This window comes from Candidatus Brocadiaceae bacterium (assembly GCA_012728835.1).
In the GTDB taxonomy this organism is placed as follows: domain Bacteria; phylum Planctomycetota; class Brocadiia; order SM23-32; family SM23-32; genus JAAYEJ01.
Window position 1 is genome coordinate 21,985 of sequence record JAAYEJ010000069.1, and the last position, 23,139, is coordinate 45,123.

Sequence of the window (23,139 nt, forward strand, 5' to 3'; positions counted from 1 at the left end):
CCGACCGTCTCGAGGAGGAAACGCGATGCCGTCGCTCACGGTCGTGATCAGCCGGCACCCCGTCCCCGGCGAAGGGAGGCGGTTGGAGGACGCCGTGGAGGCTGCGTGCCTGGCACGCGGGGCGGACGTCCTCCTCGTGCCCCACGTCTACTACCTGCGTCCCGACAGCCTCGCTGTCGGGCTCCTGCGCGGCGTCGCACGCGGCCGGCTGGCCGTGGCCGCATGGCTCCATCCGCGGGCGACCCGCTGGACGCTGCATGCCCTGGGTGCGGCCGATGCGGAGGCCGGGCCCCTGTGCTTCGACCTGCGCGACTACGCCGCGGCGGCCGATTGCGCCGAAGACATCCTGAAGGCCGCGCCCCCGGGCACACGGTCCGCCGGCGCCCGGCGCGACCTCAGCGACCCGGAGCCCGAACGGTGGTACCCGGTGCTCGACTACTCCCGTTGCGTGTCCTGCGGGCAGTGCATGGACTTCTGCCTGTTCGGCACCTACACGCGCGAGGCCGACCGCGTGGTCGCCAGCAGCCCCGACAACTGCAAGCCCGGATGCCCGGCCTGCGCGCGCGTCTGCCCGGTCGGTGCCATCATGTTCCCGCACTATGCGGACGACCCTGCCATCGCCGGGGCGCTTCCGGACGAGGGTCCTGCGGCGGGGGCGGGCGATGCTTCGCACGGCGGCCGGAGCGACCGGGCGGCCGCCGCCGACGCGCGGACCGCGGCGGCGGATCGCGGCGACCTCGAGGACCTGATGAGGGCTCTGGACGAGTTCGATGACTGACCCGCGCGGCCCATCCGTGGAGAGCGGTTCCGGCACCCCGGCCGGGGTGCCGGTGGTGCTCACGGCCGACCGCTCGCTCATGGCCGACTACGCGATGCTCTTCGACGCGATGGTGGCGGGCAGTCAGACGTCGCGGATTCCGTACTGGGTGACGCGCCTTTTGTTCGCGCCGTCCGGGCGCACGAGGGCCGGCCGTGCGGACCGAGCGCCGCTCGGGCTCCGGCGGATCGAGTCGGCGCTGCTGCGCGACGGCTGGGGAGAGGAGGCTGTCGCGGTGGTCACCCCCGCCGCTCTGGAGAGGTCTCTGGGGCCCGAGACGCGCGTGATCGGCCTGTCCTGCGGCGATCCGCTCGGCCGGGGGATGAACAGCACCACCATGACTGCGTTCACGGGCGGGGTCAGCGAGCCGAGCCGGAGCTTCCGGGCCTTCATGCGGCGCCTCGCCCGGCTGCGGCGCCGGGCGCCCCGTGCGAAGGTCGTGGCGGGGGGGCCGGGGGCATGGCAACTGGCCGCCGACGCCGGGGCGCGCGAGGCCGCCGGAGTGGACCACGTCGTGCTCGGCTACTGCGAGGGCAACGTCGCGGAGCTGTTCCGTCGCGTGGCCGGCGGCGAGAGGCCGGCCGCCGTGCTGGACGGGCGGGGCGTGGCGGCCGCCGACATACCGCCCATCCGGCGTCCGGCCCTTCTGGGGGCTGCGGAGGTGAGCCGCGGCTGCGGAATGGGGTGCGGGTTCTGCGCGCTCGGGCGCGCGCCGATGGAGCACCTTCCGGCCGACACCGTCCTGTCCGACCTGGAGACGAACCTGGCCGGGGGCGCGCGGTCGCTGAGCCTGAGCACCGAGGACCTCTTCCGTTACGGCGCGCGGGGCATGTCCGTCCGGCCGGAGGCGCTGCTCGGCCTTCTGCAGGCCGTCCGCCGGGTCGCAGGCGACGTTCTGGTCCAGGCCGACCACGCCAACGTGGCGTCCGTCTCGCAGTTGTCGGACGGCGAACTGGCCGAGGTCTTCCGCCTTCTGGTGGGCAAGGGGCGTCCCGACTCCTTCGTGTGGCTCAACGTCGGCGTCGAGACCGCCTCCGGGCCACTCCTGGCCGCTGCGGGCGGGCGGGCGAAGATGGCGGGGTGCGCGCCGGAGGACTGGGGCGAGTTCTGCCGCGAGCAGGTCGCCAGGCTCTGCCGGCTCGGCTTCCTGCCGCTGGTGAGCCTCATGCTCGGGCTGCCGGGCGAGAGCCGGGACGACGTGGCGGCGTCCCTGGGCTGGGTCCGCCGCCTGAGCGATGCGCGCGTGAGCGTCTTCCCGCTGCTCTACGCCCCGCTGGACGGACGGGAGGCCTTCGGCCCCGGGGCGATGACGCCGCTGCACTGGCAGCTCATCCGCGAGTGCTATCGGCTGAACTTCCGGTGGATTCCGGCGCTCATCCGGGAGAATCAACGACGGGCCGGCGTGCCGGCCTGGCGCAGGCTGGCGGTCGGGCAGTTGAGCAAGGTGCAGCGGATGATCTGGGGCACGGGCTTCTTCCTCCGGGCGCGAGGGCACGACGCATGAGCCCAGGGGCCACGACATCGCACCGTGTGGACGTGCGCCGACTGGCGCGCGCCTACGCCCGCGCGCGCGGCTTGCTGCGGGACCGCCGGCAGGAGGACGGCTGCTGGGCGGGGGAGCTGTCGTCCTCCGCGCTCTCGACCGCCACGAGCGTCAGCGCGCTCTCGGTCGTGTCGAAGGAGCGGTTCGCCGCGCTGATCGGCCGGGCGGTCCGATGGCTGGTGCGGGACCAGAACGAGGATGGCGGATGGGGCGACACCCCCGAGAGCCCCAGCAACCTGTCCACGTCTCTCCTGGTCGAGGCGGCGTTGCGGCTCAGTGGCCGGCCGTTGCCGGGCGACGGCCGCGCGCGCCTGGCGGGGTTCCTGCGCGCCCACGGCGTGGCCGCCGGCAAGGATGTGCCCCGGGCGTTGCGCCGCATCTACGGCGAGGACCGGACCTTCGCCGTGCCGATCCTCTGCAACCTGGCGCTGGCGGGCGAGGCCGCCGGCAGCGGCCCGTCGGTCGAATGGCGGATGGTGCCGGACCTGCCGTTCGAACTGGCCTGCCTGCCCGGGTCCGTCCTGGGCGCGTTGCGGATCCACGTGGTGAGCTACGCACTGCCGGCGCTCATTGCCATGGGGCGCCTGATCGACTGCCGGCGGGGGAGCGGGCGCGCGTCGATCCGTGCGCTGCGGCGGCTGGCCGTCCGTCCCGCCATGCGCAGGCTGACGGCCATTCAGCCCCCCGGCGGCGGCTTCCTCGAAGCGGTGCCGCTGACGGCCTTTGTGACGATGAGCCTGGCGGCTTGCGGGCGGGAGGGCCACCCTGTGGCCGGCCGGTGCCTGGAGTTCCTGCAGGCGTCGGTCCGGCCCGACGGCTCCTGGCCGATCGACAGCAACCTGTCCGTCTGGCTGACCTCGCTGAGCGTCGATGCGCTGTGCTGCGGCGGCCGGTCGTTCGGGGCCGGGGCCGGGCGGACGCTCGGCTGGCTGCTGGACCGGCAGCACGTCCGGCGCCATCCGTACACGGGCAGCCCGCCGGGCGGGTGGGCGTGGACGCACCTGCCGGGGGGCGTCCCGGACGCCGACGATACGTCGGGTGCGCTGCGGGCGCTGGCCCTTCTGGACCGGGCGGAATCGGAGCAGGCGGCCGGGGCGGGGCTGCGGTGGCTGCTCGGCCTGCAGAACCGCGACGGAGGCTGGCCGGCGTTCTGTCGCGGCTGGGGCCGGCTGCCGTTCGACCGGAGCGCGCCCGATCTGACCGCGCACGCGCTCGGCGCCCTGCGGATGTGGCCCCGCGCGAACGCCCGGGCGGCCGCCGCCCTCCGGTGCGGCTACGACTACCTGCGCCGCACGCAGAGGCCTGACGGCGCATGGCTCCCGCTGTGGTTCGGCAATCAGAAGGCCGAGGATCTGTCCAACCCCGTCTACGGCACCGCGCGCGTTCTGCCGGCCTATGCGGGCACCGAGCGGGCCGGCGCCGCCGAGGCGGGCCGTGGCGTGGCCTTTCTGGCGGGGTGTCAGAACGCCGACGGCGGCTGGGGCGGCGACCGGGGCGTCGAATCGTCGGTGGAGGAGACGGCGCAGGCCGTGTGCGCGCTCTCTCACTGGCGGGGGGCCCGGCATGAGGCCGCCCTGGCGGCCGGCGCAGCCTACCTGGCCCGAGCCGTCGAGGATGGGCGGGTCGAACAGCCCGGCCCGATCGGCCTCTACTTCGCCCAGTTGTGGTATTCCGAGGCGCTCTATCCGATCATCTGGACCGTCGCCGCGCTCGGGAGTGCCCTGCCGACACGGCGGGGCGCCGGCCATCCGCACGGAGGCGGCGTATGAAGAGGTCACAGGCCGACCAGGCGGCACACGACCATGAGCCGGCGGGCCTCGCGCGGGAGAAACGCGTGCCGCAGGATGCGGCGACGCGCGAGCGCATTCGGCAGAAGGCCCGCGATGCCGCCGGACTTCTTGACCGGCGGGTGCCCCCGGGCCGCGACCGGCTGCGCGTCCATGCCCGCCGGACGCTGGACGCGTTGGGACTCGGAGAGGAGTTCCTCGGGTTCACCATGGTCTGCATCAGCAACGAGTTCTGGTGCGGCCAGTTCGCTGCTGTCCGCCCGGAGGATCGGCTGCTGCTCCTGCCGCACTGCCTGCGCAATGCGGAGGTCTGCCGGGGCACCTACAATGCCGACGGGCTGGTGTGCGGCGGCTGCGGTGCGTGCGTGCTGTATGACCTGCGCGCCGAGGCGGAGGCCATGGGCTATACCGTGCTGGTGGCGGAGGGCACTCCCGTGGTCGTGCGCGTGGCGCTCGACGGGCATGCGCGCGCGATCCTGGGCGTGGCGTGCCTGGATTCCCTGGACAAGGCGTTCGACCGCATCGCGCAACTCGGCATACCGAACGTGGCCGTCCCGCTGCTCGTCGACGGGTGCCGGGACACCGTGGCCGAGGTCGGCGTCGTCCGCCGGTGGCTGCATTGCCGGGCGGGGCCGGCCGCAGTGCGCACGCGGACTTACGCCCCGCTGCTGCGCCGGGCGCGGGGTCTGTTCGACCCGGAGGCGGTCTCCAGGCTTCTGGCGCCGCTCGACCCCCCGGGGCCGCCGGGCGGGGAGACCGCCGCGATCGCCCGGGACTGGCTGACCGCCGGGGGGAAGCGGTTCCGCCCCTTCGTGACCCTGGCCGCCTACGCGGCGCTCGCGCTGGGCCCGGAGGCCCTGCATCCCGACGCGGACCTCTCCCGGGCGTTCTCGCCGGCCCTGGAGCGCCTGGCCGTAGCCGTCGAGATCCTCCACAAGGCATCGCTCGTGCACGACGACATCGAGGACGGCGACAGCTTCCGCGATGGGCGGGAGACCGTGCACAGGCGGCACGGGGTGCCCGTGGCCGTCAACGTGGGCGACTACCTGGTGGGGCTCGGCTACCGGTGCGTCAGCGCGTGTGCGGAGGAGCTGGGCGCCGAGTGCGCGCACGAGATGATCGGCGGGCTGGTCCGGGCCCACCTGAAGCTCTGCCGGGGGCAGGGAGCCGAACTGCAGCCCCGGGTCGGCGGCACGCGTGCCTGGACCTCGGTCGATCTGCAGGCGGTGTACGCCCTGAAGACCGCCCCCGCGTTCGAGGCGGCGATCTACGTCGGCGTGCGGGCGGCCATCGCCGGGGGGGCCGAGGCGGACCTGAGCCCCCTGGGCGCGTTTGCGCGTTACCTGGGCGTCGCCTATCAGGTGTCCAACGACGTGCAGGACTGGACGGACGACGAGCACCACAGACGCATCGCCGGCCGGGACTGGCTGGCCGGCCGGCCCACCATGCTGAGCGCCTTCGCCGCAGAAGCGGCCGGAGGGGCGGTGGATCTTCCGGCGCGCGGGCGGCCGCCCTCCGAACAGGTCGACGCGCTGCGCCGGATCTACCACGAACTCGGAGTGTTCGAGAAGGCACGCCGCCTGGTCGACGCCTACCGGCGGCGCGCGTTCGAACTCGCGGCCGAGGCCCGCCCGGCACCCCTGGCGGAGGTCATGCGGTTCATTGCGGAGACCGTTCTGTGAGCGTCTCAGCCCCGAAGGACTGGCTTGCCCACGTGGCCGGCCCGGCCGCGGCGGGGCTGCGGAGCCTGCCCGGACGCTTCCGCTCACGCGCCGCCGCCTACCTGACGGCCGCGCGCAACCCCGGCGGCGGCTGGCCGGGGCCGAGGGGAGGCTCCGACGTCTACTACACGGCCTTCGCCCTTCGGGCCATGGACCTTCTGCGCCTGCCCGACGCGGCCCTCTGGCATGCGGCGGCCCGATACCTGGCGGGCCCCGGGGCGTCCCCGGCGGACCTGGTCGACTGGCAGTCGTTCCTCCAGGCGCTCGAGATCGTGCAGCGGCATGGCGGCCCGGCCGGAGAAGGGGTCTCGATCCCGCGTGTGACGACGGCCGCGCTGGGCGCGCTGGCGAGTCGGCGGCTGGCCGGCGGCGGGTTCGCCAAGATGCCGGGGGGCGGCGCCAGCCTCTATCACACGTTTCTGGCGGCCCTCTGCTACGGTCTGCTGGAGGAGCCGATGCCCGGGTGGGATGCGGTGGCCGACGTCGTGCTGTCGCATCGGGGGCGAGACGGCGGTTTCGCCGATCTGCGGACCGCCTCGGGCCGGCCGCCCGCCGGTGTGAACCCGACGGCCGCCGGCGTGCAGCTCCTGGCGATGGCCGACGCCCTGGCGCCCGACGTGGCGGACGGGGCCGCGCGGTTCGTGCTCGCGTGCCGCCGGCCGGACGGCGGATTCGGCGCATGGCCGGGAGCGCCCTTCTCGGACCTTCTGTCCACGTTCACGGCGCTGGTGACGCTGATCACGACGGGTCGCGGGCTGCCGGAGGCTCCGGCGGCCACAGTGCGCTTTATCCGGGGCCTGTATGCGGACGGAGGCTTCTGCGGGGCGCCGCCCGACCGCCGGCCCGACGCGGAGTACACGTATTACGGGATCGCCTCGCTCGGGCTGATGGGCTCTCTGCTGGAGGGAGGCACGGGCGATGTCCCGCTGGAGGAGTGAGAGGCGACCGGATCAGCCGGCGGCGGGCGGGGCGTCCGAGCAGGCGCTGATCGTGCGGGACGTGTGCAAGGACTACGAGTCGCCGGCGGGGCCTCTGCGCGTGCTCCGGGGTGTGTCCCTGGAACTGGATGCCGGGCAGACGCTGGCCGTGCTGGGTGCGTCGGGCTGCGGCAAGAGCACGCTGCTGAACATCGTCGGTTCGCTGGACCGGCCCACGTCGGGGGAGGTCCGGCTGGCGGGCCGGTCGCTTGCGGAGTTGCGGGGCGAGGCCCTGGCGGCCTTTCGCAGCCGGCAGGTCGGCTTCGTCTTCCAGGATCACCACCTGCTGCCGCAGTGCACCGCGGTGGAGAACGTCCTGTTGCCCACGCTGGCCGTCGGCGCGTCGGGCACGGATGCGGACAGGGCGGCGGAGCTTCTGGAGCGGGTGGGCCTGGCGGGGCGCCGTGACCACCTGCCCGGGCGCCTATCAGGCGGCGAGCGGCAGCGGGTGGCCATCGCCCGGGCCATGATGAACGGCCCGCGGCTGCTTCTGTGCGACGAACCGACCGGCAACCTCGACCGGGCGACCGGGGACGCGGTGGCGGAGCTGTTCCTGGAACTGGCCCGCGAACGCGGCATGATGGTGCTGATGGTGACGCATGACCTGGAGCTGGCCTCCCGGTCCGAGCGTCGCATGGAGTTGAGGGAAGGCGCGCTCCATGGGGTGGATTAGCCGCCGGAGGACCCGGGCCGTGCCGATGACGGCGTGGCGCATTGCGCTGCGGAGCGTGGCGCACTACCGGCGGTCCGATCTGGCGGTGGCGCTGGGCGTGGCCGTGGCCGTGGCGGTCCTGGCCGGGTCGCTTCTGGTCGGCGATTCGGTGCGCGGCAGCCTGCGTGCCATCGCGCTGGAGAGGCTGGGGCCGGTCTGGTGTTCCCTGTCGGCGGACGGCGGCCTGACCGACGGGCTGATCGAGCGTCTGGATGCCTCGGCGGGGTTCGCCCGTCGGTATGGCCGCGCGGCCCCGCTTCTGCTCCTGGGCGGCAGCGTGCAGCCGGCCGAGGCGGCGCGCGTCGTTCCGGGCGTCTCGATCGTCGGTGCCGACGAGGCGTTCTGGCACCTCTACGGTGCCGGCCCCGGGCCGGTCGGGCGACAGGTCTTCCTGAACCGCCGCCTGGCCGATGACCTGAGTGCGTCCGTCGGGGACGACATCCTCCTCTCGTTCGGGCGCAGCGGCCGGACGCCGGCCTACTCCATCCTGGGCCGTCGGCGGCGGGAGGATACGGTGGCCGCGATGCGTCTGAACGTGGGACGGGTGCTCGACGCGGGGCCTGCGGAGTTCGACCTCCGCGCCGATCCGCACGGATGCCCCGCGGCGTTCGTGCCGCTGCGGCGTCTCCAGGAGGCGCTCGGCCTGGCCGGACGGGTCAACACGATCGTGTTCGCGCTGCCTGAAGGCGGCCTCCCGCGCACCGCCGGGCAGAGGGAACGGACGGCCGAACTGGCCGCGCGCCTGCCGGACCTTCTGAGGCTCGACGACCTGGGACTGCACGTCGAATCGGATGCGGAGCAGCGGATCCTGGCCGTTCAGAGCCGTCGTCTGGCCCTGCCTGCGAGTGCCGAGGACGCCGTCCGCGCGGCCGCCGACGTGCCGATGGCGGCAACGTCCATCTACCTGGCCAACTCGCTGCGGATCGTGCGGGGCGGCGCCGAGACCGGCGTGGAGACTCCGTACTCGGTCGTCCTGGGGGTCGAGAGCCTGGAGACGCCTCCGCTCGGGCCGGCCGACCCGGTCAGCGGCCGGCCGACGCTCGGCCCCGGGGAGATCGTCCTCAACTCGTGGGCGGCGGAAGACCTCGGGGCCCGGCCGGGCGACGACGTCGCGCTCCGTTACTACATCGCCGGCGACGACGGCGCCGTCCGGGAGGTCCGCCGCACGTTCGCCCTTTCGGGCGTCGTTCCCACGGGGGGGGCGGCGGCGTCTCCGGTCCTCGTGCCCGAGTTCGAGGGCATCACCGATGCCGAGACGATGGCGGACTGGGATCCGCCGTTCGCGATCGATCTGGACAGGATACGGCCCAAGGACGAGGAGTACTGGGACCGATGGCGCACGGCTCCGAAGGCGTTCCTCCCGCTGGAGGCGGTGCGCGAGATGTGGCACGAGGGGGCGGCCAGCGGCACGGAGGTCGACTGGCGCACCGGGCTGGTGCTGTCTCCGCCCGTCGGCGTCGGGCTGGACGAACTGGAGGCGCAACTGCTCGGGGCTCTGTCGGAGGAGCTGGCCGTGCGCGAGCCGGGCTGCGAGCTGCGCGCCGTGCGTGCGGATGCGCTGGATGCGGCCGGCGGCTCCAGCGACTTCGGCCTGCTGTTCGCGTCGATGAGCGCCTTCCTCGTGGCCGCCGCCGCGATCCTGGTGGGCCTGCTGTTCCGCCTGGCGATCGGCCGCCGTGCGGCGCAGTATGGGCTGATGGCGGCCGTCGGCCTGTCGCCGGGGGCGGCGGCGCGCGTGCTGCTGCGGGAGGGCGTCCTGCTGGCGGCGGCCGGCGGCGTGGCCGGCGTCCTTCTGGCGGTCCTGTACGCGCGCGGCCTCGTGCACGCGCTGGGTTCGCGGTGGAGCGGGGCGGTGGCCGAACTGCCGCTGGCGCTGCACGTGGAGGCCGGCAGCCTGCTTGCGGGGGCGGGGCTGGGGCTGGCGGCGTCCGCAGGGGCCATGGTCTGGGCCTGCCGATCGCTGAAGCGGGCGGGCGTCCTGCAACTGCTGGCGGGCTGGCGCTTCATGGAGATGCTGCCGTCCGGGCCGTCGGGACGGGCGCTGCGGATCGCGGGCCTGGCGGTGCCCGCCTGCGGCCTGGGGCTGCTGCTGGCGGCGGGGCTGCGAATGGTCTCCGCCCTGGGGGCGTTCTTCGTCGGCGGCGCCGCGCTCCTTCTGGGGGGCGTTCTCCTGATGGCGGACGGTCTGCAGCGGGCGGGGGGGCGGAGGGGGCGCCGCTCGGGCGTCTCGCTCTGGAGGCTCGCCTGGCACGGGGCGGCCCGCAACCGCACGCGGAGCGTGCTGACGGCCGGGCTCCTGGCTTCGGCGAGTTTCGTGATCGTGGCTGTTGCCGCGAACCGGCGCGATGTCTCGGCGCTGGACGTGAGGAACCCCACCTCGGGCGCCGGCGGGTTTGCGCTGAGGCTCACCTGCGACGTGCCGGTCTACGTGGACCTGACGACGGCCGAGGGGCAGTCGGCCCTGGGCTTCTCGTCGTCCTCGGCGGCCGGACTCCAGGGCGTGCGCGTCGTGTCGTTCCGCCTGAGCGACGGCGACGATGCCAGTTGCCTGAACATGCGGCAGCCGGACCGGCCGCGTGTGCTCGGGGTGCCGGACGATCTGATCGAGCGCGATGCCTTCACGTTCTCGGCGACCGTCCCGATGGGCGCGGGGGCCGGGAGCCCCTGGCGGCTCCTGAATGCACGGCTGCCGGACGCGGACGGCGGCGTGCCCGTCATCCCGGCGATTGCCGACGCGGCCAGTGCCCGGTGGATTCTCAAGAAGGAGCTGGGCGACGAGATCGCCCTGGTGGGGGCGCATGGCCGCGAGGTGCGGCTGCGCATCGTCGGGCTTGTGGCCTCGAGCGTCTTCCAGAGCGAGCTGCTGGTCTCGGACGCCGACTTCCGGCGCCACTTCGGGGCGGATGGCGGCTACCGTTACTTCCTGGCGGACGTGCCCCCCGGGCGGGCCGAGGCCGTGAGGAAGGCGTTCAGGACCGAACTGGGGGAGTTGGGCGTCCGGATCGATGACACGGCGGAGGTCCTGGCGGCCTTCGCCCGTGTGCAGAACACCTACCTGGCTGCGTTCGAGACGCTGGGCGGTCTGGGCCTGCTGTTGGGCACCTTCGGGGTGGTGACCGTGCTGCTGCGAGGCGTCCTTGAGCGGCGGAGCGAACTGGCGGTGCTCATGGCCTTTGGGTTGCGCCGGCGGACGATCGTCGCCATGATAGTGACGGAGAGCGCCCTGCTCCTGTCGGCCGGCATGGCCCTCGGTGCGGCCTGTGCGCTGATCGCCGTGGCGCCGCACCTGGCCGGCCCGACGGCCGACGTCAACACAGTTCGCCTGGGTGCGATCCTGGCGGGCTGCCTGCTGACCGGGCTGGCGGCTTCGGCGGTTGCGGCGGCGCTGTCGGTGCGCCGCGACCTCATCCCCGCCCTGCGTTCGGAGTAGACGATGATGGATGGCACGTGCACCGCGCGGCGGACCGGATGGCGGCCTGCCGTGCTGGCCGTGACGGCGCTGGTCGTTCTGGTCGGCGGCTGCTCGGAGCCGGGATGGCCGACGTTCCGCGGCGACCCGGCGCAGACGGGCAGCGCCGCATCCGCCCTGCCCGATCTGCTCGGCCTGCTCTGGACCTACGAGGCCGGCAGTGCCGTCAAGTCGACGGCCGCCATCGTGGACGGCGCGGTGCACGTGGGCACGATGGGCGGGGACCTGCTCTCGCTGGATCTCGCCACGGGGGAGCTGAACTGGTCCTACGAGGCGGGGGCGTCCATCGAGGCCGCGCCGGCCGTGCGTGAAGGGCGCGTCTTCGTGGGCGACGCCGACGGCGTCTTCCATGCCGTGGACGCTCGGACGGGCGGCCTGGTCTGGCAGCAGCGTGTCGAGGGCGAGATCGTCTCGTCCGCCAACTTTGCCGGGGATCGCGTCGTGGTCGGGTCCAACGACTACTTCCTGTACTGTTTTCGGGCCGCCGACGGCCACAAGGTCTGGGCGTATGAGACCCTGAACTTCGTCTACTGCGCCCCCTGCGTTGCCGACGGCGGCGCGGTGATTGCCGGCTGCGACGGCCTGCTGCGCGTGATCGACGTCACCCGCGGCGTGCAGACCGCCTCGTATGAGATCGGGGGTAACCTCTCGGCCGCCCCCGCCTATCGCGGCGGCCGCTTCTACCTGGGCACGCTGGACGGCCGCATGCTGGGCATCGATGCGGTGCGCATGCAGCCAATCTGGCAGACGGAGGTTCCTGCGGGCGCGGCGTTCGTCGCCTCGGCGGCGGTGAACGACGGGGCCGTCGTGCTGGCGGATCGCGACAGTGCCGTCTACTGCCTCTGCCCCGAGACGGGGCAGCAGCGGTGGGTCTTCCGGACGCGGGGAGGCGTGGACTCCTCACCGGTCATCGTCGGGGACAGGGTGTTCTTCGGCTGCAACGACGGGAACGTGTACGGCGTGAGCATGGCGGACGGACAGGAGGTCTGGAGGTTTCGGGCCGGCGGCCCCGTCTCCGCATCGCCCGCCGTCGGGCAGGGCCGCCTGGTGATCGGGGCCGAGGACGGGGCCGTCTACTGCATCGGCGCCAACGCGGAGTCAGAGGCGAGGCCGACCGGATGATCTGCAGGTACCTTCCCGCTGTCGCTGCTGTGCTGGGTGGGTGCGCGGTCCTGGTCTGGCTGGCGGCCAGCGCACCCCGGCCGGTTGCGGTCCGGGCGCCGGAGGCCGTGCCGAGCCCGCCCCGGGCGGTTGCCGACACCGTTGGGCGGAACGAGGGGACCCTGGTCATGGGCGACGGGGTGCCGTCGGCCCTGGCCGGGTCGTGGCAGCAGTTTCGCGGTCCGGACCGCACGAACGTCGTGCGCGACGTCCCGCCTCTGGCCAGGTCGTTTCCCTCCGAGGGGCCGAACGTCCTGTGGCGGATCGAGGCCGGCGAGGGCCATGCGGGGGCCGCCGTCCACAACGGCCGGGTGTACATGATGGACTACGACCGCGACCGGCAGGAGGACGTCGTCCGCTGCCTGTCCCTGGACGACGGGCGCGAGATATGGCGCCACACGTACTCGGTCGTCGTCCGGCGCAACCACGGCATGTCGCGAACGGTGCCGGCCGTCACCGATGACTACGTGGTGACGCTCGGGCCGAAGTGCCATGTCGTCTGCCTCGAGGCACGGGACGGAACGCTCCTCTGGAAGAAGGACCTCGTGGAGGAGAACGGCACACGGGTGCCCCCGTGGTACGCGGGGCAGTGCCCGCTGATCGACGGCGACAGGGTGATCCTGGCCCCCGGGGCGGATCCGCTGATGATGGCGGTGGACCTTGCGACGGGCGAGCCGGTCTGGGAGACGGAGAACCCCGGCGAATGGGGCATGACGCACTCCTCCGTGGCCATCGTCCAGGACGCCGGCCCACGCCAGTACGTCTACTGCACCACCCAGGGCGTGGTCGGGGTGGAGGCGGAGACGGGCAGGCTGCTGTGGACGACCACCGACTGGCGGATCACGCTGGCCAACGTCCCCACGCCGGTGCCGCTGGGCGACGGGCGGGTTCTGTTCTCCGGCGGCTACAACAGCGGCGCCGTGCTGTTGCAGATCAGCGAAGACGGCCCGCCGACCGTGCTGTGGCGGACGCCGGCCGAGACCTTCGCGTCCGACCAGCAGACGCCCATCTTCTACAAGGGGCACATCTACGGCGTCATCCCATCCGGCCAGATGGCCTGCATGGATCCGGACGGCCGCGTGCTCTGGACCAGCGGGGCGGCAAATCGCTTCGGGCTGGGGCCGTTTCTGATCGCCGACGGCCTTCTCTACGTACTGCATGACCAGTCGTGTACGCTGTATGTGATCGAGGCCGCTCCGGACGGCTACCGGGAACTGGCGTCCCGGAAGCTGATGGACGGCCATGACGCCTGGGCGCCGATGGCGGTGGCGGCGGGCCGGCTCATCCTGCGCGACGTCACGCAGGTCCTGTGCATCGAGATGCCGAGGGAGACGGGCTGATGGACGCGAAGCGGCGCGAGTTCGCGTGGGTGGTTGCGTTCGGCCTGGCGGCGGCCGTTCTGGCGGCCGGCGGCTGCGGCGAGGAGCCGGCGGCGGTCCCTGCGGCGACGGCGGAGCCCGACGGCCTGCCCCTCCGATACCGTCCGGCGGCCACGTGGCCGGGCGGGGCGGGCGACCTGGGCGGGATCGCGCTGGATGCCGAGGGGCGGCTCTACGTGGCCGGCTCCGAGCGGCTGCGCATCCTGGACGCGGAGGGGGCCGAGGCGGCGATCATCGAGACGGAGGGGCGGCCGACCTGCGTGGCCGTGGACGACACGGCCGGCCGGATCTACGTCGGCCTCCGCACGCGCGTGCGGACCTATGCGCGCGACGGACGGCTTCTGGCCGACTGGGGCACGGCCGGGGCCGGTCCGGGGCAGTTGGCCTACGTGACCGCGATCGCCGTCGACGGACCCGACGTGTACGTGGCCGATGCGGGGAATCGCGTGGTGCACCGGTTCGACGCCGTGGGGGATTTCATCGGCGCGCTCGGCGAGCGCAGCGACGCCCTGGGCGTGCCGGGCATACTGTGCCCGAGTCCGCATCTGGATCTCGTGGCCGTCGGCGACGGTACCCTGTATGTCACCAATCCCGGCCGGCGGCGTCTCGAGACCTACCGGACGGACGGGACGTTCCTGGGCTCGCTGGGCCGGGGGGGGCCGGAGCCGGAGGCGTTCTGCGGCTGCTGCAACCCGACGGACATCGCGCGAACGCCCGAGGGGAACATCGTCACGGCAGAGAAGGGCATACCGCGCGTGAAGGTCTACACGCCGGCGGGGGAGCTGCTCGCCTACATCGGGTCGGCGCACTTCTCGCCCGGCGCCGTCGGGCTGGACCTGGCCGTCGACCCCCGCGGACGCATCTTCGTGGGCGACCCCGGGGACGGTCAGGTGCGGCTGTTCGAACCGATGGACCCCGTGCGGGACCCCCGTTCAGGAGGCGGCCGATGAAGGACACCGTGCCCCTTTCGCGCCGGGAGTGCCTCGGCGGGGCGGTCCGCTGGGGCCTGCTGGGCGGCCTGCTCGGCTGGCTCGGCGCCGTGGCGGCCACGGCGCCGGCGGCGTGCGACCAGCCGTGCTCCACGTGCCCGGCCCTGGGCGACTGCCGGCGGGCGTCCGCCGGCGCCGCCCGCCGGCAGGGGGCGCCCGTGGGGCCGGAGCCGGGCGCCGCGGCGGCCGACCGGCCGTGTGCCGGGGGAGGCGGGCGATGACGGCCGGAAGCGACCGCAAGCCTCCGGAAGTGACGCGCCGGGAGTTTCTCGGCCGGCTGGGGTGCGGCGCGTCCGCGCTTGCGCTGGGGGGCCTGACCGCCGCCCTGGTCACCCGGGCGGAGCCGGAGGGACAGGTCTGGCAGATCGACCCGTTCAAGTGCGTCCAGTGCGAGCAGTGCCGGACGCACTGCGTGCTGGACCAGTCGGCGGTGCGGTGCGTTCACGACTTCTCCATGTGCGGGTACTGCGAGTTCTGCTTCGGGTTCTTCCGGCACGACGCCCTGGCGCTGACCGAGGCGGCGGAGAACCAGTCCTGCCCGACCGCCGCCCTGGTGCGGCGCGGCGTGGGGGATCCGTACTTCGAGTATACCGTCGAGCGCGACCTCTGCATCGGCTGCGGCCGGTGTGTGAAGGGCTGCAACCAGTTCGGGAACGGTGCGCTCTACCTGCAGGTGCAGCAGGACCTCTGCCTGAACTGCTCGGAGTGCGCGATCGCGGCCGCCTGTCCCGCAGACGCCTTCGTTCGCCTGCCCGCCGGGCAGCCCTACTTCGTGAAGCACGTGGGGCCCGATCAACTCTCCGACGTGAAGGTCACCTGGTGAGATGAGCATGCGTCCGCGCGCCGGCTACGACCGTTTCGCCCTCAGCGTCGGCGTTCTGTGCGGCCTTCTGGCCGCGCGGGCCTGGGCGCTTGAGCGCTTCCCCCCGCCGGACTTCGAGCCGGGCTACACCATGCCGGAGGCCGTCCTTCCGGCGGCGTCTCCGGCGGTGGGGGACTGGCCGGCCATCGCCGTCATGTTCGGGGCGCTGAGCGTCGGGACGTTCCTCGTGCACCGGCTGCGCCGGCGCGCGCCCATGATCGCGCTTTCGGCCTTCTGCCTGGCGTTCTTCGGCTTCCTCCGCAGGGGCTGCGTCTGCCCGGTCGGCGCTACCCAGCACGTGAGCCTCTCACTCTTCGGCTCGGGGTACGCGATTCCGCTGACGGTCGCGATCCTGTTCGCGCTGCCGCTGGCGTTCGCCCTTCTGTTCGGCAGGGTCTTCTGCGGAGGCGTCTGCCCCCTCGGGGCGGTCCAGGACCTGGTGCTCCTGAGGCCGTTGAGGCTGCCGGATTGGCTCCGCTCCGGTCTGGGTCTGCTTCCGGTTCTGTACCTCGGGGTGGCGGTTCTGTACGCGGCGAACGGGACGGGCTTCCTCATCTGCCGGTATGATCCCTTTGTCAGTCTGTTCCGGCTCTCGGGCGTCACGCCGATGCTGTGGGCCGGGGCGGCGTTCGTCGTGCTTTCCATGTTCGTCGGGCGTCCCTACTGCCGGTTCCTGTGTCCCTACGGCGTGTTGCTGGCTCTGTGTTCGCGCTGGTCCTGGCGACGGGTCCGTACGACGCCGGACGAGTGCATCGTCTGCAGCCTCTGCGAGGATGCCTGTCCTTTCGGGGCCATCGAACCGCCCACTCCCCGGGGGGTGCCCGAGGAATGACCGCCGAACGAGCGCCGTTGTTCATCATCCTGGCGGTGGTCCTGGGGGCGCTGGCCGGCCTCTGGGCCGGGCCGGTGCTGGCGCGGGCCGACCAGCGGGTGGGCCTGGCGGCACGCCTTCACCTGGAGGAGAGCGAACGCCTTGCCGAGCGCACCCTGCGGAGCGACGCCTTCCGGCGCACGGGCGAGCCCCTGGAGGGGGCCTATCGGCAGGCGCGGGCCGTGGAGAGGCGCTTCCGCCTCGGGGCGACCGTGCTGGGCGCCTGGTTCGGCCTGATGCTCGGGCTGCGGTTCGTCTCGCTGGGCCGCGGGGAGCGGCATGCCGAATACGCCGTCAATCCGGCCGCCTGCGTCGCGTGCACCCGCTGCTTCAGTGCATGTCCGCGCGAACGCCGGCGCCGCAAGGCGCAGCGCTCCGTGACGACCGCAGACCACTCCGACGAGGGATGAGTATGGCACCGGACCCGCAGCGGAGTCAGTCGGCCCGGGATCAGGAGCGGGAACTGCGCGGCCGCCGCTTTGCGGCCCTGTCGCTGGCGATCGTCTGCGCCGTGTTCTGCGGGGTCGTCATCGGCGCGCTGACGGCCATCCGGGTGCAGGAGGGAGCCGCCGCGCCCGATCAGACGGCCTACGAGGCGCTTCGGCAGGGGCTCGCCTCCGGTCTGGACGACCCCCGGCTGGCCGATCTGGTCCGTGCCGAGGACGCGCGCGTGCGCGCGCAGTACCTGGCGAACCGGCGGCGCGTTGCGGTCGGCATGGTTCTGCTGATCGCCGGCATGGTCGCCCTTGTCCTTTCGGCGCGCTGGTACGCGGCGCTGGACCGCGCCCTGCCCACGCCCGGTTCGCCGGCCGCTCGCACCAGTGCGGACGTCTGGCTTGCACGGCGGGCGCGGAAGGTGGCGGGCCTGGCGGGCATGGCCGCCGTCCTTGTTGTGGCACTGGTCGCGCTGCTTCCGTTGGGGCGGGCGGACTTCCCGCGCGCGCCGGGCGTCCCGACTCCCCGCGCGCCGGAGGTCCCGACTCGGCGCGCGCCGGACGGGGGGACCGTCGCCGAGGCACCGGCCCACGTGCAGGCCTGGCCGCTGTTCCGCGGGCCCACCGGCATGGGGCTGGCGGAGGGGGGGGACTGGCCGACGTCCTGGGACGCCGCCGACGGGACCGGCATCGTCTGGACGGCCGAGGTGCCGGTGATGGGGAAGAGTTCGCCGGTCCTCTGGGGGGATCGGGTCTTCCTGACGGGCGCCGATGAGGGGAGACGCGAGGTGATGTGCTTCCGGCGGTCCACCGGGGACCTGCTGTGGCGCACTCCCATCCCGTCCCGAGCGGCTTCGGATGCGGGGCGGGTGGAGGTCTTCGAGGACACCGGGTATGCGGCGCCCACCCCGGCGACGGACGGGGAGCGCGTCTACGCTTTCTTCGCGACGGCGGACCTGGCCGCGCTCGACTTCAGCGGCCGGATCGTGTGGGTCCGGAACCTGGGCGATCCGGACAACGTCTACGGGATCAGCACATCGCCGATCGTGCACGATGGCAAGCTGATCCTCCAGTTCGACCGCGGCTACGGCGAGCACGGCGGGGCCCCGTCGCATCTGCTCGCCCTGGATCCGAGCACCGGCGACCCGGTCTGGCGCACCGCACGGCCGGTGGGCGCCTCGTGGAGTACCCCGCTGGCGATCCGGACCGACCGGGGGCCTCAGATCGTCACCTGCGCGACGCCGTGGGTCATCGCCTACGATCCGGCCTCGGGCGAGGAGCTCTGGCGGGCGGACGTTCTGGCGGAGGACGTGGCGCCGAGCCCGTTCTTCGACGGCACGGCGGTCTACGTCACCGGCGACTACGCCGCAGTGGCCGCGATCAGCCCGAACGGGCGCGGCGACGTGACCGAGAGCCACGTGCTCTGGAGGAACGAGTCCGTGCCCCTGTCCGATACCCCCAGCCCGGTGTGCGACGGCGAGCTGCTCTTCCAGGTGACCAGCTACGGCGCCATGGTCTGCCTGGAGGCCGCCACCGGCGAGGCCGTCTGGGAGCGTGATATCGAGAGGGCAACCGTCTGGGCGTCGCCCGTCCTGGCGGGCCGCCGGGTGTACGTCACGCAGATGAACGGCACGACGCGCATCTGCGAGCTGGCCCGGGAGTACGGCGAGCAGGAAGCCGGTTCTGTCCACGAGAAGGTCTTCGCCACCCCCGCGTTCGCCGACTCGCGCATCTACATCCGGGGCGACAAGAGCCTCTTCTGCATCGGCACGAAGCCCTGAGGACGCAGCCGCATGTCACGAAGCGACGATCACCCGGACCTTGCCGCACTCGAGCCGGCCGCTCAGGGCCAGGAGGCGATCGACCTGCGGATCGTCGACGAGATCGTGCGGCGTCATGGAGGGGAGCCGGGGGCGGCCATACCGATCCTCCAGGACATCCAGTCGCGGTACCGGTACCTGCCGGAGGCGGCCCTGAGACGCGTCTGCGCACTGACCGAGATCAGCCCCGTGCAGATCCAGGGCATCTCGACCTTCTACGCGCAGTTCCGGCACATGCCGATGGGCAGGCACCTGATCAGCGTCTGCCACGGTACCGCCTGCCACGTGGCCGGTGCGCAGCGGATATCCGACGCGCTGGCCCGGCACCTGGGCCTGTCCGACGGGGCGGACACCGACGCGCGGCGGCTCTTCACGCTGCAGAAGGTCGCCTGCCTGGGCTGCTGCTCGCTGGCGCCGGTCATGAGCGTCGACGGCGAGATCTACGGCCATCTGACGGCCGGGACCGTCGCGGCGGCTCTGGACGGGTTCCTGCGCTCGCGCGCAGATGCCGGACGCCGGAGGCGGAGGCCGGCCCTTGCGGCGGCCGACCGGCCGGCGCCCGAGTTCCGCGTCAGCCTCGTGTCCTGTTGTGTGGCCAACGGCACGCTGGCGGTCAGGGAGGCCCTGGAGCGCGAGCTGGCGCACCTGGGGCGTCCCGTGCGGCTGCGGTGCTCGGGTTGTGTGGGGCTCTGCGACATCGTGCCGCTGGTGGACTACATCGCGCCGGACGGCATTCTGACGCGCTACACGAACGTCGATCCGGCCTCGGTGCGGGGCATCGTGCGCCGGCACGTCGCCCCGCGGGGGCTCCTGCGGCGCGTGGAGAGCGGCTACCGGCACGTCGTCCGTGCCCTGTGGGACGGTTCGGCCTGGGACCGCCCGGAGGACCATCGCGAGGCACTCCGCGCCGACGAGATCGTCGCGTTCACGGCCAAGCAGACGCAGATCGTGATGGAGGGGACCGACCGGCTGGACCCGCTGGACATCGACGAGTACATCGCCCGGGGGGGGTTCCGGGCCCTGGAGCATTGCCTGGCGCACCGGACGCGCGGGGAGGTGATCGACGGGATCGACCGGGCCGGCCTGCGCGGGCGGGGGGGCGGCGGCTTCCCCACGGGCCGGAAGTGGCGGACCGTGGCCGAGCAGCCGGGGCCCGTCCGCTACGTGGTGATGAACGGCGACGAGGGCGACCCCGGCGCCTTTATGGACCGCACGCTCCTGGAGGCCGTGCCCTACCGCGTGCTGGAGGGCATCGCGATCGCGGCCTATGCGGTCGGGGCCGAGGAGGGCTACCTCTACGTCCGCAACGAGTATCCGCGGGCCACCGAGAGCATCCGGCTGGCCATTGAGAACGCCTGCGAGCGCGGTTACCTCGGCGACCGGATGCCGGGGGGGCAGTTTCGGCTGCGCCTGCACGTGCGCGAAGGGGCCGGCGCGTTCGTCTGCGGCGAGGAGACGGGCCTTCTGGCATCCCTGGAGGGGCGGCGGGGCACTCCGCGCTGCCGCCCGCCGTACCCGTCCGAACAGGGCCTCTGGGGGCGGCCGACGTGCATCAACAACGTGGAGACGTACGCGAACGTGCCCTGGATCATGCTCCACGGCCCGGAGGAGTTCCGCAGGATCGGCACCGAACGGAGCCGGGGCACCAAGGTTTTCGCCCTGGCCGGGGCGGTCCGGCGCGGGGGGCTGATCGAGGTGCCGATGGGCATCACGATCGACGAGATCGTCCGGGAGATCGGCGGGGGAGTGCCGGAGGGCCACGAGTTCAAGGCCGTGCAGGTGGGCGGGCCGTCCGGAGGATGTCTGCCGGCCGCCATGGGCGATACGCCCGTGGACTACGAAGAGCTTACGGACAAGGGCGCGATGATGGGCTCGGGCGGCATCGTTGTGCTGGACGAGACGGCCTGCATGGTGGACGTTGCCCGGTTCTTCCTTCGGTTCACGCAGAGCGAGTCCTGCGGCAAGTGCACGTTCTGCCGTGTGGGCACGCGCCGGATGCTGGAGATACTGGACCGGCTCTGCGAGGGCCGGGGGGCAGCCTCCGACCTGGACGAGCTGGAGGCCCTGGGTCGGCAGGTGGCGGCCGCGAGCCTGTGCGGCCTCGGGCAGACCGCGCCGAATCCGGTCCTGACCACCCTCCGGTACTTCCGCTCCGAGTACGAGGCGCACGTCGAAGGCCGCTGCCCTGCGCACAAGTGTCCGGACCTGATCCGCTTCGAGATCGGCGACCGGTGCATCGGATGCACCCTCTGCGCGCAGAACTGCCCGGCGGAGGCCATCCCCATCCGACCCTACGAGCGGCATGAGATCGACCAGGAGAAATGCGTGCGCTGCGGCAGCTGCCGGCGCATCTGTCCTGCCGACGCCGTCGGCGTGGAATGAACCGATGAGCATAGAACTGACCATCAACGGCCGCCGGGTGGCCGTCGCGCCGGGCGCCACGATCCTCGAGGCCGCCCGCCGCCTTGGCGTAGACATACCGACCATCTGCCATCGGGACGGGCTGCCGCCGTGGACGTCCTGTTCCCTGTGCGTGGTGCGGGTGCAGGGCCGTCGGAAGCTCCTGCCTGCTTGCTCGGCACGGGCGGAGGCGGGGATGGCGGTCACGACCGACTCGCCCGAGATCCGCGCCGCCCGCCGCACGGCGCTGGAGCTGCTGCTGTCCGACCACCGGGGCGACTGCGTGGCGCCGTGCGCCCTGGCCTGCCCGGCGGGGCTGGACATCCCGGGGTTTATCGCAGAAGTGCGGGCCGGCCGCACGCGCGAGGCGGCCGCGCTGATCAGGAAGCGCATCCCGCTGCCCGGTGTGCTCGGCCGCGTCTGCGCGCGCTACTGCGAGCGCGTCTGTCGCCGGGGCGAGAGCGATGAGGCGATCGCCGTCTGCGCACTGAAGCGCTACGCGGCCGACGCCGACCGGCAGGCCGCCGAGCCCTTCCGTCCGCAGTGCGCGTCGCCGTCGGGAAGGAGCGTCGGCATCATCGGCGCGGGCCCGGCCGGGCTCTCGGCCGCCTACTACCTGCTGGAGGCGGGGCACGCCTGCACCGTTTACGAGGCCGACGCCGCCGCCGGCGGCATGCTGCGGCGCATCCCGTCGTTCCGCCTGCCGAGGGCGGTGGTCAATGCCGAGGTGGACGTGATCCTGCGGATGGGGTGCGACCTGCGCCTGCGAACGGCCGTCGGACGCGACGTGCCGATGGACGTGCTCCGCCGCGAGCACGACGCCGTCTTCGTGGCGGCGGGTGCCTCGGACCGTCCCGCTCCGGGGATTCCGGGGGCGAACCTGTGCGTGCCGGCGGACGCGGACCTGCTGCGGACGCTCGGCCTGGACGCGTCCGCCCGGGGCGCCGCAGTCGATCGGCAGACGATGGCCACGTCGGCCGAGGGCGTCTTTGCCGGCGGCGACGTGGTGAGCGGGCCGGGCTCGGTGGTGCGTGCGGTTGCGGCCGGCCGCCGGGCGGCCGTCTCGATCGGTCAGTACCTCAGCGGGGCGGAGGTGACGGGCGAGCCTGCGGCGTTCCACGTGCGCATGGGCGGGCTCTCGGAGGCCGACCGGGCGCAGATCCTCGGGTCGGTCGTTCCCCGGGCGCGCGTGCCGGAGCGCCGTGAGCCGGCCGGGCCGTCGGCGCAGGGCCTGTCCGAGGTCGTGCAGGGCCTCAGCGACGCCGAGGCCCGGCAGGAGGCCGCGCGCTGCCTGCAGTGCGACTGCCTGGCTCGGGACGACTGCAGGCTGCGGCGCTACGCGCAGGAGTACGGCGCCGACGCCGGGCGTTTCCGCACGCTGCCGCGGCCGGTCGTGCGCGAGGAGTCCGCCGGCGGGGTCGTCTTCGAGCCGGCCAAGTGCATACTGTGCGGGCTGTGCGTGCGGATCGCCGAGGCGCACGGCGAGCCGCTCGGCATCGGCTTCCGCCGGCGGGGCCACGACACGCACGTGGACGTGCCGTTCGGGGCCACGCTTTCGGACGGGCTCGCGGCGACGATCCGAGCATGCGCGGATGCCTGTCCGACGGGCGCGATCAAGATCCGTGCGTGCACGCCGGAACAGGGCCCTGCCTGACGGCAGACTGCGGTATAATGCCCGCCGGAGTCTGTGATCACCCGGGAGGTGCGGCATGGCGAAGCGAGTCCTCCTCGTCGACGACGACGCGGACCTGCTGGCCGCCTTGCGGGTGGTGCTCGAGGCGGAGGGATACGAGGTCGCGACCGCGACGAACGGGGCCGAAGGCTGGCAGGCCGCCCGCGAGTCGCCGCCGGACCTGGCCGTCGTCGACGCGATGATCGACACGTTCAGCGAGGGCGTTCACCTGGCCTGCCGCCTCCGTTCGGACGCCGACCTGAAGGCCATGCCCATCATCATGGTCACGGCCGTCAACGACGAACTCCCGTACCGGCTCGACGGACGGGGGGGCCCGGGCGGCCCGTGTGCCGACCGCTTCATGGAGAGGCCGGTCGATCCGTCCGAGCTGCTCTCGGCGATGGCGGAGCTGCTCCGGTCCTGAGGCAACCCGGGCCGGACGCGCCCCGGGCACCCTGCGCGCGGCTTTCGCCGCGCTTGCGGCACGGCTACAATGGAGTGTTCGCTCTGCGGACGGTGCGTCGT

17 protein-coding genes are annotated in these 23,139 nt (G+C 73.2%); all 17 read left to right on the top strand.

The window, feature by feature from the left end; all coding sequences use genetic code 11:
* The first annotated feature begins 25 nt into the window (after positions 1-25).
* Genes GXY85_11505 through GXY85_11585 form a run of 17 tightly spaced genes read left to right on the top strand, consistent with a single transcriptional unit; the run spans position 26 to position 23,038 of the window.
* Positions 26-778 (top strand): hypothetical protein, encoded by a 753-nt coding sequence (locus GXY85_11505; GenBank protein NLW51448.1) that lies wholly within the window; start codon positions 26-28, stop codon positions 776-778.
* A complete protein-coding gene (locus tag GXY85_11510) occupies positions 771-2,321 on the top strand; it encodes a hypothetical protein (protein NLW51449.1) in 1,551 nt (516 codons plus the stop codon). The genes GXY85_11505 and GXY85_11510 overlap by 8 nt, the downstream gene beginning before the upstream one ends.
* On the top strand, positions 2,318-4,129 hold the full coding sequence (locus GXY85_11515; protein NLW51450.1) for a squalene--hopene cyclase: 1,812 nt from the start codon (positions 2,318-2,320) through the stop codon (positions 4,127-4,129). The genes GXY85_11510 and GXY85_11515 overlap by 4 nt, the downstream gene beginning before the upstream one ends.
* On the top strand, positions 4,126-5,829 hold the full coding sequence (locus tag GXY85_11520; GenBank protein ID NLW51451.1) for a DUF116 domain-containing protein: 1,704 nt from the start codon (positions 4,126-4,128) through the stop codon (positions 5,827-5,829). The genes GXY85_11515 and GXY85_11520 overlap by 4 nt, the downstream gene beginning before the upstream one ends.
* The gene (locus GXY85_11525; GenBank protein NLW51452.1) at positions 5,826-6,806 is read left to right on the top strand and encodes a hypothetical protein; all 981 of its coding nucleotides are present in this window, start codon (positions 5,826-5,828) and stop codon (positions 6,804-6,806) included. The genes GXY85_11520 and GXY85_11525 overlap by 4 nt, the downstream gene beginning before the upstream one ends.
* Positions 6,787-7,518 carry an ABC transporter ATP-binding protein gene (locus tag GXY85_11530; GenBank protein NLW51453.1) on the top strand — a complete coding sequence of 244 codons (732 nt, stop codon included), beginning with the start codon at positions 6,787-6,789 and terminating at the stop codon, positions 7,516-7,518. The genes GXY85_11525 and GXY85_11530 overlap by 20 nt, the downstream gene beginning before the upstream one ends.
* The gene (locus GXY85_11535) at positions 7,505-10,987 is read left to right on the top strand and encodes a hypothetical protein (GenBank protein ID NLW51454.1); all 3,483 of its coding nucleotides are present in this window, start codon (positions 7,505-7,507) and stop codon (positions 10,985-10,987) included. Before GXY85_11530 ends, GXY85_11535 begins: the two co-directional genes overlap by 14 nt.
* A 3-nt stretch (positions 10,988-10,990) precedes the next feature.
* Positions 10,991-12,148 (top strand): PQQ-binding-like beta-propeller repeat protein, encoded by a 1,158-nt coding sequence (locus tag GXY85_11540; GenBank protein NLW51455.1) that lies wholly within the window; start codon positions 10,991-10,993, stop codon positions 12,146-12,148.
* The gene (locus tag GXY85_11545) at positions 12,145-13,527 is read left to right on the top strand and encodes a PQQ-binding-like beta-propeller repeat protein (protein ID NLW51456.1); all 1,383 of its coding nucleotides are present in this window, start codon (positions 12,145-12,147) and stop codon (positions 13,525-13,527) included. The genes GXY85_11540 and GXY85_11545 overlap by 4 nt, the downstream gene beginning before the upstream one ends.
* On the top strand, positions 13,527-14,516 hold the full coding sequence (locus GXY85_11550; protein ID NLW51457.1) for a hypothetical protein: 990 nt from the start codon (positions 13,527-13,529) through the stop codon (positions 14,514-14,516). The genes GXY85_11545 and GXY85_11550 overlap by 1 nt, the downstream gene beginning before the upstream one ends.
* Entirely contained in the window at positions 14,513-14,776 is a 264-nt protein-coding gene (locus tag GXY85_11555; GenBank protein NLW51458.1) for a hypothetical protein, read from the top strand. Before GXY85_11550 ends, GXY85_11555 begins: the two co-directional genes overlap by 4 nt.
* Positions 14,773-15,378 (top strand): twin-arginine translocation signal domain-containing protein, encoded by a 606-nt coding sequence (locus GXY85_11560; GenBank protein NLW51459.1) that lies wholly within the window; start codon positions 14,773-14,775, stop codon positions 15,376-15,378. Before GXY85_11555 ends, GXY85_11560 begins: the two co-directional genes overlap by 4 nt.
* A gap of 7 nt (positions 15,379-15,385) precedes the next feature.
* Positions 15,386-16,249 (top strand): 4Fe-4S binding protein, encoded by an 864-nt coding sequence (locus GXY85_11565; GenBank protein NLW51460.1) that lies wholly within the window; start codon positions 15,386-15,388, stop codon positions 16,247-16,249.
* Positions 16,191-18,503: a PQQ-like beta-propeller repeat protein gene (locus tag GXY85_11570; protein ID NLW51461.1), complete on the top strand. Its 2,313-nt coding sequence runs from the start codon at positions 16,191-16,193 to the stop codon at positions 18,501-18,503. Before GXY85_11565 ends, GXY85_11570 begins: the two co-directional genes overlap by 59 nt.
* A gap of 12 nt (positions 18,504-18,515) precedes the next feature.
* Entirely contained in the window at positions 18,516-20,924 is a 2,409-nt protein-coding gene (locus GXY85_11575) for a 4Fe-4S dicluster domain-containing protein (protein ID NLW51462.1), read from the top strand.
* Between the two features lie 4 nt (positions 20,925-20,928).
* Positions 20,929-22,596, top strand: a complete 1,668-nt coding sequence (locus GXY85_11580) for an NAD(P)-binding protein (GenBank protein NLW51463.1) — start codon at positions 20,929-20,931, stop codon at positions 22,594-22,596.
* Between the two features lie 55 nt (positions 22,597-22,651).
* Positions 22,652-23,038, top strand: coding sequence for a response regulator (locus GXY85_11585; GenBank protein NLW51464.1), 387 nt, complete (start codon positions 22,652-22,654; stop codon positions 23,036-23,038).
* Positions 23,039-23,139: the final 101 nt, after the last annotated feature.

Bases quoted from the DNA above. Each gene is read 5' to 3' on its own strand.
- GXY85_11585 (NLW51464.1), top strand. From the start codon at position 22,652: ATGGCGAAGCGAGTCCTCCTCGTCGACGACGACGCGGACCTGCTGGCC.
- GXY85_11535 (NLW51454.1), top strand. From the start codon at position 7,505: ATGGGGTGGATTAGCCGCCGGAGGACCCGGGCCGTGCCGATGACGGCG.
- GXY85_11510 (NLW51449.1), top strand. From the start codon at position 771: ATGACTGACCCGCGCGGCCCATCCGTGGAGAGCGGTTCCGGCACCCCG.
- GXY85_11555 (NLW51458.1), top strand. From the start codon at position 14,513: ATGAAGGACACCGTGCCCCTTTCGCGCCGGGAGTGCCTCGGCGGGGCG.
- GXY85_11545 (NLW51456.1), top strand. From the start codon at position 12,145: ATGATCTGCAGGTACCTTCCCGCTGTCGCTGCTGTGCTGGGTGGGTGC.
- GXY85_11515 (NLW51450.1), top strand. From the start codon at position 2,318: ATGAGCCCAGGGGCCACGACATCGCACCGTGTGGACGTGCGCCGACTG.
- GXY85_11575 (NLW51462.1), top strand. From the start codon at position 18,516: ATGTCACGAAGCGACGATCACCCGGACCTTGCCGCACTCGAGCCGGCC.
- GXY85_11565 (NLW51460.1), top strand. From the start codon at position 15,386: ATGCGTCCGCGCGCCGGCTACGACCGTTTCGCCCTCAGCGTCGGCGTT.
- GXY85_11530 (NLW51453.1), top strand. From the start codon at position 6,787: ATGTCCCGCTGGAGGAGTGAGAGGCGACCGGATCAGCCGGCGGCGGGC.
- GXY85_11540 (NLW51455.1), top strand. From the start codon at position 10,991: ATGATGGATGGCACGTGCACCGCGCGGCGGACCGGATGGCGGCCTGCC.
- GXY85_11520 (NLW51451.1), top strand. From the start codon at position 4,126: ATGAAGAGGTCACAGGCCGACCAGGCGGCACACGACCATGAGCCGGCG.
- GXY85_11550 (NLW51457.1), top strand. From the start codon at position 13,527: ATGGACGCGAAGCGGCGCGAGTTCGCGTGGGTGGTTGCGTTCGGCCTG.
- GXY85_11580 (NLW51463.1), top strand. From the start codon at position 20,929: ATGAGCATAGAACTGACCATCAACGGCCGCCGGGTGGCCGTCGCGCCG.
- GXY85_11505 (NLW51448.1), top strand. From the start codon at position 26: ATGCCGTCGCTCACGGTCGTGATCAGCCGGCACCCCGTCCCCGGCGAA.
- GXY85_11560 (NLW51459.1), top strand. From the start codon at position 14,773: ATGACGGCCGGAAGCGACCGCAAGCCTCCGGAAGTGACGCGCCGGGAG.
- GXY85_11570 (NLW51461.1), top strand. From the start codon at position 16,191: ATGCCTGTCCTTTCGGGGCCATCGAACCGCCCACTCCCCGGGGGGTGC.